Raw genomic sequence first — 18255 nt, 5'->3', positions numbered from 1 at the left:
TGCCCTGATATTCTTCTAATTTAGCAAAAGCCCCATAATTAAGAACTTTGTAAACAGTACCGACAATTAGTTCCCCTTCATCAGGCCATTCTTGACTTTTTCTTACCATACTCTCACCAACATTAAATAAAAATTATAAAAAATAGTAAAAAATAAGTTGAAAACTAGAAATCTAGTTTAAAACTTTTTCAATGTGTGCTGTGATTTTAGCTTTAGCACCACGAGATTTGACAAGGGTTTTACCACAAATAATACATTTTACGTCAGAAGCTGCACGATCAAAGATTATTTGTTCATTGTCACAATCTAAACATTTAACTTTTAAAAAGTTTCCTCTTCCTTTACTAACCATGTTAATCACCTATTTTGCTACAAATTCTGGTTTTCCAGTTCTGAAAGATTGTTTAATGTGAGATTTACCACATTCTTTACATTTAAGTCTTAAGTCTAATTTTTTAACAGGTTTGTTTCCAGCAGGTAAAGGCCTTGGATAACCTCTGTAACCAGCAGTTACACGTCTGAATTGTCTTTGTCCCCAGGTTAATTCACTAGCTTTTCTTTTTTTAGCAGTGTGTACTTCATGCATAGTGTGTCTTTTACAGTGAGGACAGTATGTTCTTTTTTCTTTTGGTATTTTCATTTTTTCACCGTATTAATAAGTCATTGTAAACCTATCCATGAATTTATCTAAACTCAAATTTTATTAGAAAACGTTAGAGATTAAAACTGCATTGTAACGCATCAAGTCTACAGACAGCAAAAATCCAAATTATAAAAAAATATAATTTTTTAATATCACAAATAGATACATTCATTATATATATTTATCAAGTTATTTAAAGTTAATCCCAAACTGCTAAATTTTAACTTGTCTACCCTTGCGATTTTTAAAAAATATTTTGGCATTTATCAAAGGTAAGGTTACCAAATCCTGAGGCATGAAAGGACCATAAACTTTTTCATCAACACCCACAATAGCACCAATTTCATCAAAAACCAACATTGTAACAAGTTCTGTTTCCTTAGCAATTTTTTTGGCCTCAAAATCATAAAATTCTTCATTTTCATCTAAAGCATTGGGATTTTCTTCAATATCATTATTTTGAGGTTTAGTCGCTTTAGGTATGTTAACAGCTTCTTTTTTTGAAATTGCATTTTGGGAATTGATGATTTGCTTTTCAATAGGTTCCCTTTTCTCGCCAACAATAGGTTTGGCTTTAGAAATTTCATCTAACCTATTCAATACTTCATCATCTTCCTTTTTTTCAACAGGCTCTGGAGAAATCAATGTATTGGATTGTGTTTCTTTTGGTTTGATTATTTTTTTATCAATAATCTCTTCTTCATCTTCAGCCAATTTTTCCAATGAAATGTTTTGCCTATGATTTTTTAAAGTGTCGACTAATGAAAAATAAAATTTTTCCTCTTCAGGAGTTAAATTTAAAGGAGTAGTATCAATCAAATCAAACTGGGGAGTGCCAGTGAATAGATGATATGACCTGTGAATATTCAAAACTGCGGAATTTGTAATTTTTGTTTCTCTTCTCTGACAAATATCCGTAGCAATTATTTGAGCTTCTTTAAGCATTGCAGGTGCCTTGGAAAAGGGATCATTAATTGCTTCTTGCTTTAACATATCCATATACACATGCATATCATTGTAAAAAGTTTCATCTACACGAGAAAGAGTACCGTTATTCCTCTCTTTTTTCTGAATACTGCGCAAGGTTTTGTAAAATTGATCCACTTAATACCATCTCTAAAAAAAATTTTTAAAATAAAAAAAAGTTAAACAAATGAAATTATTCATCTGTTTCTAATCTAGGAGCAAGCAAGAAACTAAGTTTACCGTCACCAGTAACCATATTAAGAGTTAAACTTAATGGCATATCAGTACCTAAACTAATTTCGGCTTCCTCTGAAAATTTATCTGCTTTAAGCATTTCTCTAATCTTATCCAATGAGAATAAAGCTTTTGCATGTTCTTGAATATTTTCACCGTGAAGATATTTGATGCTTGCATCACCGAATTCACCGTCAGCAGATGCGATAAAGTAATCTTCATCAACTTCAAGTATAATCTTGTCTGAAAATATATCAATATCATTAATACTGTCTTTTAAGATAGAGAAACGAACTTTGAAGTTAGTTGGGTGTTCAATACTTGGTGGGACTGGGTTATCATATTCAATATCTATTAATCTAATTTTAAAAGTCCTAGTAGCGTCCCCTTCAAAAGTAATGATGAAATTATTATCATCTACAGACATTAAAACCCTATCCTGAGATTTAGCACGTTTAAGCACTCTCATGAACTCATCAGTATCGATGTTGATTTTTTCAGGAACATCACAAACATATTCATCAAATAAGCTAGATTTTAACTCTAAATGTACGAAAGTTATGTGACTGCGGTCTAAGGCATCTAATCTCATACCTTCACTATCAGTTTGAATTTGTACTTCATCAACAATTGAGGAAATAGCTTCAAAACTGGTTTTTAATATACTAGAATCACTTAATTCTGCTTTAAACATAAATAATCCTCGAAATAATAATATAATTTATATTTATTTTTTATATATAATAAGTTTTACTTTTTAATCGATTATTCGTTGCAGGCTTTTTTCATGTTAGAAACATATTCCATTAATGGCCCTTCCGCATTTTCACCATGTTCTTCAATAATCTTTACAATAGCGCTACCTACAATAACACCGTCTGCAATCTTACCTATTTCAGAAGCCTGCTCTGGAGTATTGATACCAAAACCGACTGCCAAAGGCAAATCAGTGACATCACGAATATCCGCTATTATGGAATTTAAATCTGTTTTTATCTCTGAACGCATTCCAGTAACTCCTAATGATGAAACAACATAAATAAAACCGGTTGCATCACCAGCAATCTTTTGAATCCTTTCTTTTGATGTTGGCGCAATCAGGGAAATGACATCCACATCATTCTTAAGGGCAATTTCAGCAATTTCACCTTTTTCTTCATAAGGAAGGTCAGGTGATATTATTCCATCAACACCCAACTCATTGCACTTTTTAAAGAATTTTTCATATCCATAAAAGAAAACCGGGTTAATATAAGTTAAAAATACTAATGGAATATCGGTTTTTTCACGAATGGCCTTAACTGCTTCAAATACGTCATCAGTTGTTGTGTTTTGAGCAAGTGCACGTACATTAGCATCCTGAATTACAACACCTTCCGCCATAGGATCGGAAAACGGAATACCTATTTCAATTAAATCACAACCAGCCTCTTCCATTGCCAGCGCATATTCAACAGTTTTTTCAATATTCGGATCACCTGCAGTAAAAAATGCAATGAACGCTTTTCCGTTTTTAAATGCATTAGCTATTTTACTCATTTAAATCAACTCCCCTATATTCTGCAATTGACCTTACATCTTTATCTCCCCTTCCGGAAAGACAAATCATAATTATATCATCATTATCCATCTCAGGAGCTATTTTCATCGCATGTGCAACTGCATGAGCGCTTTCAATAGCTGGAATGATACCTTCCATTCTGGACAAATACTCAAAAGCTTCAACCGCTTCTTCGTCATTAATCGGGACATATTCCGCTCTGCCTGTGTCTCTTAAATATGCATGTTCAGGACCTACTCCAGGATAGTCAAGTCCAGCAGAGACTGAATAAACAGGTGCAATCTGACCATAATCACCCTGGTTGAAAATTGATTTCATTCCATGAAATATTCCAATTTTACCGTTGGTTAAAGCAGCAGCATTATATGGTGTATCAACACCTTTTCCACCAGCTTCACAACCAATCAGCCTTACGTCCTCATCGTCAATGAAATTATAGAATGCCCCCATGGCATTACTTCCACCACCAACACAGGCAATAACTGCGGTCGGAAGCCTTCCTTCAACTTCCAAAAATTGCTGGCGAGCTTCTTCACTTATGACCGCTTGAAAATCACGGACAATCATCGGGAATGGATGCGGCCCCATTGTTGAACCGATAACATAATTTGTATCATGAACACGAGCAATCCAATCTCTGAATGCATCATTTACTGCATCTTTAAGTGTTTTTGTTCCTGATTTAACTGAATGTACCTTCGCACCCAACAATTCCATTCTATAAACATTCAAAGCCTGCCTTTTAGTATCAACTTCACCCATGAAAACTTCACATTCCATGTCTAAAAGTGCTGCAGCGGTAGCGGTTGCAACTCCATGTTGTCCTGCACCGGTTTCTGCAATTACTCTTGTTTTTCCCATTTTTTTAGCTAACAATACCTGTCCTAGAACATTGTTAATTTTATGAGCTCCGGTATGGTTTAAATCTTCACGTTTCAAATAGATTTTTGCTCCACCAAGGTCTTCTGTCATTCTTTTAGCATAATATAACAGAGAAGGTCTTCCGGCATATTCCTTTAATAATGTATTTAATTCCTCTACAAAATCAGGATCATTCATATAATGATTATATTGCTCTTCCAAATACAGCAGTTCATTCATTAATGTTTCAGATATGTATTGACCGCCATATTCACCGTATCTTCCGTTATTCAACGTATAACCTCCATAATCTCCTTAATTTTATTTTCATCTTTATAACCGTCAGTTTCTAAGCTTGAACTTAAATCAATCGCATAAGGGTCGAATTCTTCAATAGCCTTTTTTACATTGTCTGAATTAATTCCCCCGGCCAGGAAAAATTCTTTTTTTAAATCATTTCTTATTAAACGCCAGTCAAAGGTTTTTCCACTTCCTTTTCCACTATCAAGAAGCAGATAATCTGCAAGAGAATTCTCATATCCTGACAAATCCTCATTTTCAGACATTTCAATGGCTTTGATAATTTTTAATTTGTTGTTAGTATTTTCTTTTAAATCTTTAATATAATCTTCACTTTCACTACCGTGAAGCTGTGCAATTTCAATTACATCATCTTCATATAATTTCAATATTTCATCAGGTACGGCATCTACGAAAACACCTACTGAAATTATATCCGGACTTAATTTAGCTTTCAATTGTAATGCAAGATTATGAGACACTTTTCTTTTTGAATCAGCAAATACAAAACCAATATAATCCGGTTTATATTTGTTTACCATTTCTATATCTTCAAAACGTCGAAGTCCACAGATTTTGATTTTAACCATTTTTCAACTCCGAAATCATTGAGTTTTTATCCTTGCTTTTCATTAAAGTTTCGCCAATTAAAACTGCATCAACATTATTTTCCTTCAATCTCCTTACATCTTCAGGTGTTTTGATGCCACTTTCAGAAATAAATATAACATCACCACTAACACATCTACGTAGGCTGATACTATTTTCAATGTTTACTGTGAAATCTGTCAAATCCCTATTGTTGACACCAATTATTTCCGCACCAACATTAAGGGCAGTCCTGATTTCATCACCATCATGAGTTTCAACAATTGCAGAAAGACCCAAGTCATGAGCCAAATCCAAAAATTTCTTAAGCTCCACTATAGATAAGATTGAAACAATCAGAAGCACTGCTGATGCTCCTATTGCCTTAGCTTCCCAAACCATATATTCATCAACAATGAAATCTTTCCTCAAGATTGGTATATTTACACACTGGGAAATCTCTTTTAAATAATCATTTGACCCTTTAAAAAAGTAAGGTTCTGTTAAAACAGAAATAGCTGATGCACCTGCCTCTTCATATTCCTTAGCAATGCTCAGATAATCAAAATCTTCAGCAATCAAACCTTTTGAAGGAGATGCCCTTTTAACTTCAGCAATTATTGATATCTCATCTCCACTTAAAGCCTTTTTAAATGGAAAATCCTGAGTAATTTCTAATTTCTGAACTTCTTCCTTAAGTTCATCCAATGATTTGTTCTTTTTTGATTCAATCAATCTTTCTTTGGTTTTTTCTACAATTTCATCCAACATTTTAATCATCTATTAGTACATTCAATAAATTTTTCAAGTTGTTCTAATGCTTTTCCAGAGTCTATTATCTCTTCTGCCAATTTTACTCCATCACGTAAGGAATCAACTTTGCCTGCTGTGTATAATCCCGCAGCGGAATTAAGTAAAACTGCATTTCTTTTAGGTCCTTTTTCACCATTCAGGATTGATAAAGTAATTTTTGCATTTTCCTTTGCATCTCCCCCAACCAAATCCTGTTTGGATGCCTTTTCCATTCCGAAGTATTCAGGAGTGATTTCATAGGTCATTATCTCTCCGTCTTTAAGTTCACAGACTGCAGTTTTATCGCTTACAGATATTTCATCCATACCGTCAATTCCATAAACGGTCATTGCGGATTTTACGCCTAAATTTTTCAAAACCTGGGTTAGAGGCTCTACAAGTTCCTGTTCATAAACACCCAGAACTTCCATTGTTGCCCCTGCAGGACTGGTCAAAGGCCCGAGAATATTAAATATTGTCCTGATTGACAGCTCCTTACGAACGCCTGCTACATATTTCATTGCCAGGTGATAATTCTGAGCAAACAAGAAACATAAATTTATTTCTTTAAGACATTTTAAACTTTTTTCGGGATCAACGTGAATGTTAACTCCCAACTCTTCTAAAACATCAGCTGCACCACATTTGCTTGATGCAGACCTGTTTCCGTGTTTAGCTACTGGAATCCCCGCTGCTGAAATGACAATAGAAGATGTTGTGGATATGTTAAAAGTATTTGAACCGTCTCCTCCAGTTCCAACAATCTCCAGTACTTCTTCATCATTCAATAATCTTACACAATGAGCCCTCATAGCTTCAGCAGAAGCGGTGATTTCATCGATTGTCTCTCCTTTCATGGACATTGCTGTCAGGTATGCACTCATTTGTACCTCACTAGCTTCACCACTCATGATTTCATCCATTGTCTGATAAGCTTCCTCATAAGTTAAATTTTCATGTTTATATACTTTTAAAATTGCTTCCTTAATCATAAAATACCTCTGTTAACTTTTTCTATGAAATTTTCGATAATTGTTAATCCATCCGGTGTTAAAATTGATTCCGGGTGGAATTGAAGTCCGTAGACATTGAAGTCCTTATGTTTTACTGCCATGATTTCTCCGTCATCTTTTGCTTTTGAAATGATTTCCAAACAATCGGGAAGCGTATCCTCAATCAAACTTAAGGAGTGGTATCTGCCCACTGTTATTTCAGACGGCAATCCCTTAAAAATATAATCATAATCAAGTGAAATCATTGAGGATTTTCCGTGCATTAATCTGGAAGCATGGGAAATTGTTCCTCCAAAGGCTTCGCAAATTGATTGATGGCCCAGACAGACCCCCAAAATCGGGATTTTATCATAAAAATTCAATACAACTTCTATGCAGATTCCAGCATCCTTTGGTTTTCCAGGTCCAGGAGACAAGATAATGCATTCTGGATTCAGGGCAGATATTTCTTCGACAGTTATCTTGTCATTCCTTACAACCTTAATGTCAGGATTGACTTCTCCAATCAGTTGAAATAAGTTATATGAAAAACTATCGTAATTGTCAATCAGTAAAATCATTCTATCCCTCCGTCTGCAAGTTTCAGCGCATCTATTACTGCAGCCGCTTTGTTTAAAGATTCCTCAAATTCCATTTCAGGAACACTATCAGCTACGATTCCGGCACCTGAACGGATGAAAACCTTGTTGTTTCTTGCAAATGCTATTCTAATTGAAATGCATGTATCAATATTTCCACTCAAATCCACATATCCTATAGCTCCACCATATATTCCTCTTTTATTGTCTTCCAATTCGTTGATTATTTCACAGGCCCTTATTTTTGGAGCCCCGGATAATGTTCCTGCAGGTAAAATTGAATCTATAGCTACAAGAGAATCCAAATCGCTTCTTAAGGTTCCGCTTACTGTAGATCCTATATGCATTACATGAGAAAATCTTTCTATGGACAGATACTTATCAACATGGACTGAACCTATTTCTGAAATTCTTCCTATGTCATTTCTACCTAAATCCACAAGCATATTATGTTCTGCCAATTCCTTTTCATCGCCCAGCAATTCTTTTTCAAGTTCCAAATCCTCCTCTTCGTTTTTTCCGCGAGGCCTTGTTCCGGCTAACGGGAAGGTATACAATTGCCTGTCTGTTAATTTTACCAGTGTTTCAGGAGATGCACCGGCAATTTCAATGTCATTGCTTGAGAAATAAAACATATAGGGAGAAGGATTGGTTGTTCTTAGGACCCTGTAAGTATCAAACAGACTTCCGGAGATTTCCGCCTCTATCCTATTAGACAATACAACCTGGAAAATATCCCCCTCTTTGATGTAATGTTTGGCTTTTAATACCATGTCACAATATTTTTCACGTGAAAAAACTGGTTTAAAATCAGATTTTAATTTTAAAGGTTCTATTTCTGCCTTTTTACCGTTTTTGATTAGTTCTGCCAATTGTTTTAAATCATCACATGCATTTTTATAATTATTTTCCAAATCATCTGTTTTGATATTCGAAATTAAAATTATTTTCTGTTTGAAGTTATCGAATGCAATTACCTTATCAAATAGCATTAGGTCTATGTCTTTGAACTGATCCTGATTTTCGGCATCGAGATTCAAGGAAGGCTCTGAATATTTAATATAATCATAAGCAAAATAACCGACAAAACCTCCGGTAAATGGAGGCAAATAATCCAGTTTTGGAGATTTATTCTTATTTACCAAATCCTTAATTATTTCACTTGGATTATCTGTTTCAATGACTGTTTCATCATCATTGAATTCATCAAAGTTTTCACTACCTTTAATTTTCACAGTACCGTCCTGACATGTGAATTCTAAAAGCGGGTTAAAACCTAAAAAAGAGTATCTTCCCCATTTTTCTGCATCTTCGATACTTTCCAGCATGTAACAATGATTACTGATTCCTTTTAAAACTCTTAAAACTTCTATTGGAGTAGCTATATCTGAAAATAATTCATAAGATATAGGTATTCGCTTATATTCCTTATTTTTTGAAATATTTTTTGCTTCTTCTAAACTTGGGGAAAACATTCTATCACTAAGTATATAATCTATACAATGTACTATTTAAAACCTTGTTGTCTTTATTTGTACATTGAAAAATATGTTAAAAAAAATATAACTAGAGCTTATCCTGCTCTTTTGAAAACTGAATAACAATCTTTTTGATTTCCCTACTTTTCAAATAAGGAAGTTTTTCTGATATTTCCCTTTCCAAATCCTTATTTAACTCCAATCTTTTTTGAACGTATTCTTCTCCCTCATATTTACTGCGATACTGCTGATTCAAATTGGAATATTTTGTAATCAAAGGCTGAAGAACAGAACCTATGTCCTTGTCAAGCTTATCGTTGATGATTTTTTGTTTTCTAATGTCAGATACAAATCCTACAACAGTTATGAAAAATCCTAAAACTGTTACAGTCAATGCAGGGACAAAAATCTTGTCATTGCCAATAAACATGATTGTAACAAAGATTCCGACAAATATTAGAAGGATACCAATTTTTTTCAAATCCATATTAAGATATCTATATCCTTTATTATTTAATTCTATTCAATTCCGTGATTATTGAAGTTGCAAGAATTATAGCTGAAACGATTGCGAGAATAGATACAATAGAAATTACAATATCATTTGTAAATATCAAACGATTATAGTCAGCATATCTTATTATTTCAGCAAAAAGATTGTTCAAAAAGTGAGCCAGTATTGCAACACAAATGTTTTCAGTCTTCAAATATAAAATAGCCATGCAAATTGCAAATACAAAAGCAGAAATAATGCTTCCGAAACTGTGAAGAGCACCGAACAGTAACGAGGAAACCAATACCGCAAAGAGTGTAGGAGTGATTAACTTCAGACGATTTAGTAAAACACCCCTGAATATCAATTCCTCAGCTATCGGAGAAATAATTACTGTAGAAACAAAAATGCCCAAAATAGGCAGAGAACCGGTAAGAGACATTGACGGTACATAAAATCCGGCTAAAAACTTCAACACAGGAAAATGAATAACCAGATTATTCGACAGGTACAGCATTCCATACGAAAAGAAAATATTGGCAAAAACAATCAACAGAATATATTTCAGCTGAATATTCGAAAAAACATTTGAAAAATCCTCTTTAAAGTCACCCAAAGAATTTTTCAATTTAAAAAGAAAATAAAATAATATGATCACATAAAACCACTTTTGATTAATTATCCCCTGTGTCAATCTACTTAAAACATACAAAATTAAAAAAGAAACAATAATAAAAATAGCCAAGTCCTTTATTTTAATATTTTTAAGATCATCATTAAATCCAGACATAAACATCAAAAATAGTTAATTTATACCAATCAGAAATAAGATAGCATATATATTAACATAAACAACCATAAATTATATACTAATTCAAAATCTCATTCAATCATCTTCATTAAACATGAAAACATCTTCAATAGAATTTTTGCCTAAAATCTTTGTAATGCGATAGGCTAATAATAAGGAAGGATTATAACGAGCATTTTCTAAAGCGTTAATTGTTTGGCGTGTGACTCCAACAGATTCAGCCAATTCCTGTTGAGTAATGCCTTTTTCCTGGCGTAATTGCCGAATTTTTGTTTCCATATACTCACCCTCCTATAACCAAATGATTATAGTGGTTGTGTTAATTTCTTTTAATATAGCATATATAAATGTTTTGAAAATCACCAAAATTTAATAAACATTAATTAGATAATTATTATATGTTTTAATTAATTTAATAGAGTTGATAAAAAATGGCTATACATCCAATTGAATTTAGGTATGGTACCCCAGAAATGAAAAATATCTGGGAAGAAGAAAATAAATTACAAAAGATGCTAGATGTAGAATCTGCATTGGCTCAAGCTGAAGGAAAACTTGGCATCATCCCACAAGAAGTTGCAGATGAAATAGCTGCAAAAGCAAATACAAATTACGTAAAATTAGAAAGAATGAAAGAAATTGAAGCAGAAACCAACCACGATATTGCAGCATTATCAAAATCAATAACTGAAGTTTGTGAAAATGGCGCCGGTGAATATGTGCACTTCGGAGCTACATCCAATGATATTGTAGACAGTTCCAATTCATTGCTTATAAAAGATTCCATTAATGTATTAAAAGAAAAATTAGAAAGATTAACTAAAATAATGCTCAAATTAACCGAAGAAAATAAAATGAAAGTATGTATCGGACGTACTCACGGCCAACATGCACTTCCAACCACATACGGTATGAAATTTGGTATTTGGGCAGATGAACTCCACAGACAATATGTAAGACTGGAACATGCCGAACAAAACGTTTGTATTGGTATGATGGATGGAGCTGTAGGAACAACAGCTGCATTAGGTGAACAAGGATGGGAAATTCACAAAACCGTAGCAGAAATCTTAGGACTGCCTGCTGCAACAATCACAAACCAAGTTGTTCAAAGAGACAACCACGTGGAATTCATTAGCGTTTTAGCTAATATTGCAAGTACTTTAGATAAAATCGGATTGGAAATCAGAAGCTTACAAAGAACCGAACTGATGGAAGTTGGAGAATTCTTTGATCCTGAAAAGCAAGTGGGCAGTAGTACAATGCCTCACAAAATGAATCCAATCACTGCTGAAAGAATCTGTGGTGTTGCAAGAATAATAAAATCATATGTTAACGCAGCTTTGGATAACAACCCTCTTTGGCATGAAAGAGACTTGACCAATTCCTCCTGTGAAAGAATCATGTTTCCAGAAAGCTGTATTTTAACCGATTACATTCTCAACTTGACAATTAAATTAATGAATAATCTAATCTTCTATGATGAAAACATCGAAAGAAACTTAAACCTAACCAACGGTTTAATTATGGCTGAAAGATTAATGGCAGAACTTACTCGTGCAGGAATGGGAAAACAAACCGCATATGGTATTGTAAGAAAAAATGCAATTAAAGCCAATAAAGAAAAACTGTTATTGGGAGAATTAATCTTAGAAGACGAAGAAGTCCAGAAATACTTGACCGAAGAGGATGTAGAAAAAATAATGGATCCTCATACCTATGTCGGTTCAATCTCAATAATCATCGACGAATTGCTTGAAAAATCTAAAGACTGGTTCTAGGTGTTTTTATGAGTTCTATAAAAGAATTAAAATCTGTTGATTTGGCATCCTATACAATAATCACAACAGCTATTGCAGTTTTATTTTCAATAATTTCGTCAATAGTTTTGACTATAGGAATAGGAATTATAAGTCCTGCTTTTGTTGGAGGCTCAATTTACTTGATTTCCACAATAGTAATCGGAACATTAATGTATACTGTATATAATGCATTTTGCCAAGGCTATCTTTATAATGTACTAGCAAAAAAGCTAAATACAATAAAAATGGTTTTCAAAGATGAAAAAGAAATCGTTAAAGTCACAACTACCGAAACTGCAATTATCATATCCATGATTATGACAATACAAGTCATTTTGCTTTATTTGGTTTCAGTATTCGTACTCCCACTGTTATTCAATTCAGTAATACAGACATTAATGCTTTCAGGTCAGGAAACAGTAGCATATAGCCTTTATCAAATTCTATTGCTTTTAAGCCAACCTGTTACAATTGCCATGATAATCTTCGGTACATTTATAATATCCTTTGTATTTGTTTTGCTTGGATGTTACATCTACAACATTTTTGCAAATACCGGTCGTGGAGCAATTGTTAACTTATCCAAAGAAGACAATATGACTGCAATTGATTCTGTTGACGTTTTAAAACTAGCAATTGTTTTTGCAGTTGTAGGAGGTATTTTAAACCTTATCGTTGCACTTATTTCATTAATCAGCGGAGGGCAAATAACAACACTTCTTGCAAATGTCGTCAGCGGATTTATTGGTGCATTCATTGATGGAGCACTCATAGCCATATTCTATAACTTCCTTGCACCAAAACTTGGAAAATTAAAATTAGAATTAATTGATCATTAGACCAATTAATTTTTACTTTTTCTTTTTATTTCCGGAACATATCTCTTGAGCATTAATGATAGGGATATGACTGTTACAGAACTCAATGCCATTGCCAGACCTGCAAGTGCCGGTTTAAATGTTATTCCAAATGTAGGATACAGTACTCCTGCCGCCACTGGAATTAAAATAGAGTTATATGCAAATGCCCAGAAGATATTTTCTTTAATTCTCCTCATTACTTTTTTAGAGAATTGTACTGCAGCAACTACATTTTCCAAATCTCCTTCCATGACAACAATATCACCACTTTCCATAGCAATATCTGTTCCATTGCCCATAGCCACACCTATATCCGCTTGTGTTAATGCTGGAGCATCATTGATACCGTCTCCAACGAACAAGACCTTTTTGGTATTGTTGGCTTGGGTTTCTTTTACAATGCTTAATTTATTTTCAGGCAGTACTCCTGCACGGACATTATCGATTCCAACTTCACGGGCCACATTGAGGGCTGTGGATTCATTGTCCCCTGTAAGCATGTAGGTTTCAACATCCATTTTATGCAGTTCATCAATTGTTCTTTTGGAATTTGATTTGATTTTATCAGATAAGCTTAAAATTCCATTTACGGATTTATCGCATGCCAAAAATATTATGGTTTTGCTTTGACTTTCAAGTTCATGATATTTGTCCACTAGATTCTGTGAAACATCAATTTCATTGGCCTGCATTAATGCCAAATTACCTGCAAAAACATCATTTCCATTTAGTTTAGCTTTAAGGCCCTTACCTGTTACATTTTCAAATTCACTAGTCTGGTCAAGTTCCAAATTCAATTCTTTAGCTTTGTTTACAATAGCTTTTGCAATTGGATGATTGGAATTTTGCTCTACACTTGCCGCAAGCTTAATCAGTTCATCTTCAGAAATTCCATAAGCTATTATATCATCAACTTCAGGTTTTCCTTCTGTTATTGTTCCTGTCTTATCAAAAGCCGCCACATCAATTTGACCTGCATTTTCCAAAGTATCTCCGTTTTTAATTAGTATACCGAATTCGGCAGCCCTTCCAACACCAACAGTAACTGCAGTAGGTGTTGCAAGACCCAGTGCACACGGACATGCAACAACCAAAATTGAAATAAGACATGTTAAAGAGAATAACAATGTAGCTCCCAGTACAAAATACCAAATCAAGAATACTGCAATAGCTATTGTTAAAATGACAGGAATAAAGTAGGATACAATCGTATTTGCAAATTTTTGAACAGGAGGTCTTGAAGACTGAGCCTTTTCAACCAAACGGATAATATTTGACAGTACAGTTTCCTTTCCAATCTTTTGAGCCCTAATGTATAAAACACCGTCCTGATTAATTGTACCTGCAAATACCTCTTCCCCATCCTTTTTAACCTTAGGGATTGGCTCACCATTAATCATTGATTCATCAACGTAAGACTCCCCACCTACAACATCACCATCAACAGGGATTTTTTCACCAGGTTTTACCAGCAGCAAATCCTCAATTTGGATATCTGCAATGGAAACTTCTTTCTGAGATATGATTTCGCCATTTTCATCAAGTTCAATAGCTGTTGCAACTGTAGGCTGAAGGCCTATTAATTCTCGAATGGAATCGGAAGTTCTTTTTTTGGCTCTTGCTTCAAGGTATCTTCCAATCATTAAAAATGCTGGAAGCATTACAGCTGAGTCATAAAACATGAAAGAATGGTCCAGAACTATGTGAAATGTTCCGAGAATACTTGAAACATAAGCCACAAGAATACCCATAGAATACATTACATCCATATTCAAGTTCTTATGCATCAGACCATTGATTCCGGCTTTTAAAATCGGCAGGGAAACATATAAAAATGGAGCAATACTTACAAGCAATGATAAAAGACCAACAGAAGATATGTCAAGACCAGTAGCCTGATTCAAACTATTTACAATTCCTGCTAAAGGATCCCACATTGTAAACATCAGAATCATCAAAATGGCTGATGCAATTAATCCAACAATAATCCTATTACGTTTTTCAGCCAAATCCTTTTGATAAATAGCTTCCTCATCTATTTCAGTTTGTCCTTCAACGCCTAAAAGTTCAAAACCTAAAGATTCAATTACCTTTTCTATTTCATCCAATGTTACTTTAGAAGAGTCATATCTTATTCTTGCTGATTGTGATGTCAAATCTGCTTTTACATCGAAAATTCCATCAAGTCTGATTAGAAAATTCTCAACGTTCATTGTACATGAAGCGCAGTGCATTCCCTGAATCCTTAAAGTCATTTCATCCGTGTGGAGTTCAAAACCTAGATTTTTCACTAACCTTTCCATCTCTTCATAAGAAATCTTTTTAGTGTCTACTGTAATATGCAATTTATTTGCTGCAAGGTCCGCATCGACTTCTTCCACACCTTCAATTTTACCAAAAGTCTTATTAACACTTAATACACAGGAAGCGCAGTGCATTCCTTCAATCGGCAAATCCATATGCTTATGCTTTACCATAACATCACAACCGTTCTCATACTATGAAACAATATATTGCCCTCAATCATTATAAAAGTTTAGGTTACACTAAAAAAATAGTAACTTGGATATCCTTGTGAATATTGTTCTTCCAAATATCTTTCAGATATCCAATTATAAAGAAGAATACAATACTTACTTATTAATTCTTGACTTCAATTCCATCCTGAATTACCTTAAGAATATTGTTATTATCACTTAAAACAGAAACATCATCTAAAGGATTTGAATTAACTAGAATTAAATCCGCAACATAGTTTTCCTTTACCAAACCCAAATTATCATGGCCTAAAAATTCTGCAGCCTTTTGAGTTCCGCTTGCTATTGCTTCATTTTCACTCATTCCAATATCAGTCAAATGAATTAACTCCTCCAAATTATGACCATGAGGAATTACCCCACTATCTGTTCCCATCAGTATATTGACGCCTTGCTCATAGGCAACAGATATGTTTTCCTTGTGGACTTTAACTATCTCTTTTAACTTGGCTGTTTTTTCAGCCGCATAATTATCCCATGCCGGGAAACCTGCCTTATATAAGAAGTGATGAACCAGTAATGTAGGAACAAGAGTAACATTCTTTTTAGCCATTCTGCAAGCGGTTTTCTTATCAATAAATGTTCCATGTTCTATTGATGAAAATCCTGCATCGATGCAATTGTTCATACCTTTTAAACTGTGGCAATGTGCTGAAACTTTCATATTATTTGCAGCGGCTTCTTTTACAATTGTCTTGAGCTCTTTTTTATTGAACTGTGCAAATTCAGGTGAGGTATTAGTAGTTAAAACTCCACCACTTGCCATTACTTTTATAAAATCAGCACCGGCCCTTTTAATTTCACGTGTCTTTTTTAGGACTTCTTCAATACCATCACATCGTCCTTTTGGAAAACCTGGATACATTATCTCCATGTCAAATCCGGATGGCAAAAGCAAATCGAAGTGTCCTCCGGTCATGACCAACGGAGTAATTGATAAATGAATCTTAGGAGCAATAAACAGTTTTCTTTGCTGAGCCAATTTAAAACTCAAATCGGCAGATCCGCAATCTCTAATTGATGTAACTCCGGCATTTATTGTTTGAAGGGAATGAGGAACAGCATTGTAAAAATGAATTCCCAATGGATTTGCCATATTTTCCTCTTTGTGGAAACCCTTTGCAAAAATATGAGTATGGCAATCTATAAATCCTGAAAGCATATAGTTGTCCTCACCATCAATAACATTAACATTGTCCTTAGTATTGATGGATGGAGAAATCTCTTTAATCAAATTATTTTCAATCAACACATTCTGATGAGTTTCAATTTCTTCAAACGGGTTAATTACATTAACATTTTCAATTAGAGTTTGCATATTATCCCTAGATAAATTCTATTGTTCCGTTATCGCCATCAACTTCAACCATAGTTCCATTAGTTAAATCTTTAGTTTCGCTAGGAGAGTCAACCATTGGAATATCAGACATTATAGCACCAGTAGCTATAATTGGCTCTGCATTCAAACAAATTATAGCTTTAGGAGCAGTATTGTTTTTCATCATTTGGAAAATTACATAAGATCCCACTGTGGATCCTTTTCCTCCCGGAATAAACAAGACCTTATCTTTGATACTTTGGCCTTTCAATTCGTGATTGGGATCAATGACTTTACCATTTTCAGGATTTACCCCACCTAAAAAGCTGATAGGTTCTCCTGAAACAATCAATTCGCCTTTTCCTTTTCCTTTTGCAATACTTCTACATTCAATCATAACAATCACTTAAATTAGGAAATTAGAATAATTTATCTTCAACGAATTCTCCTTTGTTAATAGCTTCTGTGGATTTAATTGAATCAATTAAAGCCCAAACCCATACTATAATCATTAAAACAACACCTACAAACAATATTATAAGTACGGCTGATACAATATAAGCAATGATAAATGAAACTGCTTTTTTGTTTAAACCAAGATATAAGTGGCCTAAACCTGGGAATAAAAAGCTTAAAATTGCAGACAATAATACATTTTTCTCTTCATATGATCTGACATTAGCGACTCTAACACCACAATGAGGACAAATTTCAGCGTTAATGTTAATTTTTTTACCACAAGACTGGCAGAATTTAGTTTGAGGTTCAACTTTTTCTTCATCAAATCTGGTACCACATTGAGGACAGAATACGGTTTCAAGTTCAACTTCTCTTCCACAGTTAGTACAGAATTTAGTTTTTTTAACTACAGCCGCATCAATTTCATCATTTGAAGATTCTTGATTTACTTCAACATCAATAACATCATCACTGACATCATCAACAGGTTCTTCAACAGGAGCATTATCCTCAACTAACTCAACTGTCTCTTCAACAGGTTCTTCAACAGGAGGTTTTAAAGTTGCTCCGCAATTTGAACAGAATTTTGCATCCGTTACATCTTTTCCACAATCAGGACATGTCACCATATTATCACCATGTTTTAATTTAAGTTATTTAAATTATATCTTTTTTCATTATCTCTCTCAAAACAGCGGTTGCATAAGACCCTTTATCAATTGAAAATTCGCATAAAACACCTTCATCTGTAGGAGTTGCATTGCAGTCCCATACCTGGAAACGCATTTGACGTCTAAGTCCGTGACTACCTAATCTTGGCATTTTAGGAACTTCAAAATCCTGTTTTGTAATGTCATATTTCTTTAATATATCTTCTTCCATTTTACCGACTTCACCGCCTGCAAACGGAACTTTAGTACCGAACAGTGGACAGGTAGGATTAGCTTCAAAGTTTGTAATC

The 18255-nt window shown here is 34.0% G+C and carries 21 protein-coding genes and 1 pseudogene; 2 read left to right on the top strand and 20 right to left on the bottom strand.

Annotated elements, in window-relative coordinates; genetic code table 11:
• The 15 genes and pseudogenes from ACJMLH_RS10885 to ACJMLH_RS10815 form a co-directional block, all read right to left on the bottom strand.
• Positions 1-109, bottom strand: a pseudogene (locus tag ACJMLH_RS10885) (translation initiation factor IF-2 subunit alpha); the annotation flags it as partial.
• Positions 110-172: 63 nt separating this feature from the next.
• Entirely contained in the window at positions 173-352 is a 180-nt protein-coding gene (locus tag ACJMLH_RS10880) for a 30S ribosomal protein S27e (RefSeq protein WP_042691937.1), read from the bottom strand.
• A 9-nt stretch (positions 353-361) separates the two neighbouring features.
• Positions 362-640 carry a 50S ribosomal protein L44e gene (locus ACJMLH_RS10875; RefSeq protein WP_292743332.1) on the bottom strand — a complete coding sequence of 93 codons (279 nt, stop codon included), beginning with the start codon at positions 638-640 and terminating at the stop codon, positions 362-364.
• A gap of 216 nt (positions 641-856) precedes the next feature.
• Positions 857-1747 carry a hypothetical protein gene (locus tag ACJMLH_RS10870; protein WP_405277632.1) on the bottom strand — a complete coding sequence of 297 codons (891 nt, stop codon included), beginning with the start codon at positions 1745-1747 and terminating at the stop codon, positions 857-859.
• A 55-nt stretch (positions 1748-1802) separates the two neighbouring features.
• Positions 1803-2537, bottom strand: a complete 735-nt coding sequence (pcn, locus tag ACJMLH_RS10865) for a proliferating cell nuclear antigen (pcna) (protein WP_405277630.1) — start codon at positions 2535-2537, stop codon at positions 1803-1805.
• A gap of 71 nt (positions 2538-2608) precedes the next feature.
• Entirely contained in the window at positions 2609-3382 is a 774-nt protein-coding gene (gene trpA / locus ACJMLH_RS10860; RefSeq protein ID WP_405277627.1) for a tryptophan synthase subunit alpha, read from the bottom strand.
• A complete protein-coding gene (gene trpB / locus ACJMLH_RS10855; RefSeq protein ID WP_405277624.1) occupies positions 3375-4559 on the bottom strand; it encodes a tryptophan synthase subunit beta in 1185 nt (394 codons plus the stop codon). The genes trpA and trpB overlap by 8 nt, the downstream gene beginning before the upstream one ends.
• The gene (locus ACJMLH_RS10850; RefSeq protein ID WP_405277622.1) at positions 4556-5155 is read right to left on the bottom strand and encodes a phosphoribosylanthranilate isomerase; all 600 of its coding nucleotides are present in this window, start codon (positions 5153-5155) and stop codon (positions 4556-4558) included. Before ACJMLH_RS10850 ends, trpB begins: the two co-directional genes overlap by 4 nt.
• Positions 5148-5924, bottom strand: coding sequence for an indole-3-glycerol phosphate synthase TrpC (gene trpC / locus ACJMLH_RS10845; protein ID WP_405277619.1), 777 nt, complete (start codon positions 5922-5924; stop codon positions 5148-5150). Before trpC ends, ACJMLH_RS10850 begins: the two co-directional genes overlap by 8 nt.
• A 5-nt stretch (positions 5925-5929) precedes the next feature.
• Complete coding sequence (gene trpD, locus ACJMLH_RS10840) at positions 5930-6937, bottom strand: anthranilate phosphoribosyltransferase (RefSeq protein ID WP_405277616.1); 1008 nt, start codon at positions 6935-6937, stop codon at positions 5930-5932.
• Positions 6934-7518 (bottom strand): anthranilate synthase component II, encoded by a 585-nt coding sequence (locus ACJMLH_RS10835; RefSeq protein ID WP_405277613.1) that lies wholly within the window; start codon positions 7516-7518, stop codon positions 6934-6936. The genes trpD and ACJMLH_RS10835 overlap by 4 nt, the downstream gene beginning before the upstream one ends.
• The gene (trpE, locus tag ACJMLH_RS10830; protein ID WP_405277610.1) at positions 7515-9011 is read right to left on the bottom strand and encodes an anthranilate synthase component I; all 1497 of its coding nucleotides are present in this window, start codon (positions 9009-9011) and stop codon (positions 7515-7517) included. The genes ACJMLH_RS10835 and trpE overlap by 4 nt, the downstream gene beginning before the upstream one ends.
• 91 nt (positions 9012-9102) lie before the next feature.
• Complete coding sequence (locus tag ACJMLH_RS10825; RefSeq protein WP_405277607.1) at positions 9103-9501, bottom strand: hypothetical protein; 399 nt, start codon at positions 9499-9501, stop codon at positions 9103-9105.
• Between the two features lie 22 nt (positions 9502-9523).
• Positions 9524-9982 (bottom strand): CPBP family intramembrane glutamic endopeptidase, encoded by a 459-nt coding sequence (locus ACJMLH_RS10820; RefSeq protein WP_405277604.1) that lies wholly within the window; start codon positions 9980-9982, stop codon positions 9524-9526.
• Between the two features lie 411 nt (positions 9983-10393).
• A complete protein-coding gene (locus ACJMLH_RS10815; protein WP_405277601.1) occupies positions 10394-10597 on the bottom strand; it encodes a helix-turn-helix transcriptional regulator in 204 nt (67 codons plus the stop codon).
• 152 nt (positions 10598-10749) lie between these two features.
• Between ACJMLH_RS10815 and purB the strand changes: the two genes are divergently transcribed.
• Both purB and ACJMLH_RS10805 read left to right on the top strand, forming a co-directional pair.
• On the top strand, positions 10750-12099 hold the full coding sequence (gene purB / locus ACJMLH_RS10810) for an adenylosuccinate lyase (RefSeq protein ID WP_405277598.1): 1350 nt from the start codon (positions 10750-10752) through the stop codon (positions 12097-12099).
• 8 nt (positions 12100-12107) lie between these two features.
• Complete coding sequence (locus tag ACJMLH_RS10805) at positions 12108-12959, top strand: hypothetical protein (RefSeq protein WP_405277595.1); 852 nt, start codon at positions 12108-12110, stop codon at positions 12957-12959.
• Positions 12960-12964: 5 nt separating this feature from the next.
• Here ACJMLH_RS10805 and ACJMLH_RS10800 read toward each other — a convergent pair whose 3' ends face one another.
• The 5 genes from ACJMLH_RS10800 to truD all read right to left on the bottom strand — a co-directional run.
• Positions 12965-15457, bottom strand: a complete 2493-nt coding sequence (locus tag ACJMLH_RS10800; RefSeq protein WP_405277592.1) for a heavy metal translocating P-type ATPase — start codon at positions 15455-15457, stop codon at positions 12965-12967.
• A 163-nt stretch (positions 15458-15620) separates the two neighbouring features.
• Positions 15621-16835 carry an amidohydrolase family protein gene (locus ACJMLH_RS10795; protein ID WP_405277590.1) on the bottom strand — a complete coding sequence of 405 codons (1215 nt, stop codon included), beginning with the start codon at positions 16833-16835 and terminating at the stop codon, positions 15621-15623.
• Positions 16836-16842: 7 nt separating this feature from the next.
• Positions 16843-17232 (bottom strand): DUF126 domain-containing protein, encoded by a 390-nt coding sequence (locus tag ACJMLH_RS10790; RefSeq protein ID WP_405277588.1) that lies wholly within the window; start codon positions 17230-17232, stop codon positions 16843-16845.
• A 22-nt stretch (positions 17233-17254) separates the two neighbouring features.
• Complete coding sequence (locus ACJMLH_RS10785; protein ID WP_405277585.1) at positions 17255-17923, bottom strand: zinc-ribbon domain-containing protein; 669 nt, start codon at positions 17921-17923, stop codon at positions 17255-17257.
• 28 nt (positions 17924-17951) lie between these two features.
• On the bottom strand, positions 17952-18255 hold a 304-nt coding region (gene truD, locus ACJMLH_RS10780; RefSeq protein WP_405277582.1), incomplete at its 5' end, for a tRNA pseudouridine(13) synthase TruD.

The sequence above is a fragment of the Methanobrevibacter sp. genome, assembly GCF_045116495.1.
GTDB lineage: Archaea > Methanobacteriota > Methanobacteria > Methanobacteriales > Methanobacteriaceae > Methanocatella.
The sequence above is the reverse complement of the archived record's forward strand: the minus strand, read 5'-3'. Positions and strand labels throughout refer to the sequence as shown.